Below are 1,325 nucleotides of genomic sequence, written 5' to 3' on the forward strand. Positions count from 1 at the left end.
CGCCACGCTTCCCGGCGCGCCGCTCTGGGTGGTGGGCGACCGAGGCTACTCCAGCCATGCCTTCCGCCAGCACGTCTGGGACCTCGGCGCACGCCCCGCGATACCGCCCAAGAGGAACGAGGCGCCGGTCGCCTGTCGAGACTGGATCTACAACAACCGCAACCACGTCGAACGCCTCTGGGCCAGGCTCAAGGAGCGGCGCGCCGTCGCCACGCGCTACGAGAAAACCGCCTCCAGCTCCCTCGGCGTCCTACACCTCGCCGCCACACTCGACTGGCTCAAGCGCTAACAGGACCTAACAGGACCTAGCACTACTTTGGCAGTATCTGTTTGGCGGTGCGTTGATCCACTTGCGGCAGTGTGGGCACCGTGGCGGTGCTCTAGCGCGGAGCAGGTGGGCGATGCACCGCCAAACAGATACTGCCAAAGTAGTGCTAGGGAGGGCACGATCCGCGCCCATGCCCCGTCAGGCACGTCGGGCGGCTAGGCCTTGCGAGAGTGCACCCACTCAAAACGACAGCGCAAACAGGTCCGTGACATACGCTGAATTCTTCGCTCTCGTTGCACGAACCGATAAGCCGCCGCAGTGAACGCACTTGGTCCCAGTACGCTTTCTACAGCGTCCGGCAGACCCGGCACACGGGACGGTCAAGGAGATCCGCTCCCACCCACCACCTCGGAGCACGGCGAAAGGAGCGATACCGGGCCGAGAGCTTTCGCGATCCCGCCGCTCCCACCCCGCCACCGCCGACAAGCTCACGCCGCCGCGTGGGCGGCTTCCGTGGACCCCGACACGATGGCCGGTCCCGCAACGGGCAAGCCCGGGGAAGCGGACCGCTGCGGCGCCGGCACGGGGTCACGGAGGACGTAGCCGCGTCCCCAGACGGTTCCGATGAGGTCCTCGCAACCGGCCTGGGCGAGCTTCTTGCGGAGCTTGCAGATGAAGACGTCGATGATCTTGACCTCGGGCTCGTCCATGCCGCCGTAGAGGTGGTTGAGGAAGGCCTCCTTGGTCATGACCATGCCTTTGCGCAGGGTGAGGAGCTCGAGGATGGCGTACTCCTTGCCCGTGAGGTGGACGGGCTTGCCGCCGACGGTGGCCTCGCGGGCGCCGAGGTCGAGGTTGAGCCGGCCGACCGAGATGTTGGGCTGGGCAAAGCCCTTCGTGCGGCGGACGATGGCCTGGATGCGGGCGATCAGCTCCTGGCTGTCGAAGGGCTTGACGATGAAGTCGTCGGCGCCGAGGCCAAAGCCCTTCACCTTGGCACCCGGGCGGGAGAGGCCCGACAGGATCAGCACCGGGGTGGTGCTGCGGCCGGCGCGCA

At 67.1% G+C, this 1,325-nt stretch carries 2 protein-coding genes; one reads left to right on the forward strand and one right to left on the reverse strand.

From position 1 onward, the window contains the following. A partial coding sequence (locus EAH89_RS30845) for a transposase (RefSeq protein ID WP_140887314.1) occupies positions 1 to 289 on the forward strand: 289 nt, incomplete at its 5' end. A 467-nt stretch (positions 290 to 756) separates the two neighbouring features. Here EAH89_RS30845 and EAH89_RS30850 read toward each other — a convergent pair. Beyond that, on the reverse strand, positions 757 to 1,325 hold a 569-nt coding region (locus tag EAH89_RS30850), incomplete at its 5' end, for a response regulator transcription factor (RefSeq protein WP_140888006.1).

The sequence above is a fragment of the Muricoccus nepalensis genome, assembly GCF_006438825.1.
In the GTDB taxonomy this organism is placed as follows: domain Bacteria; phylum Pseudomonadota; class Alphaproteobacteria; order Acetobacterales; family Acetobacteraceae; genus Roseomonas; species Roseomonas nepalensis.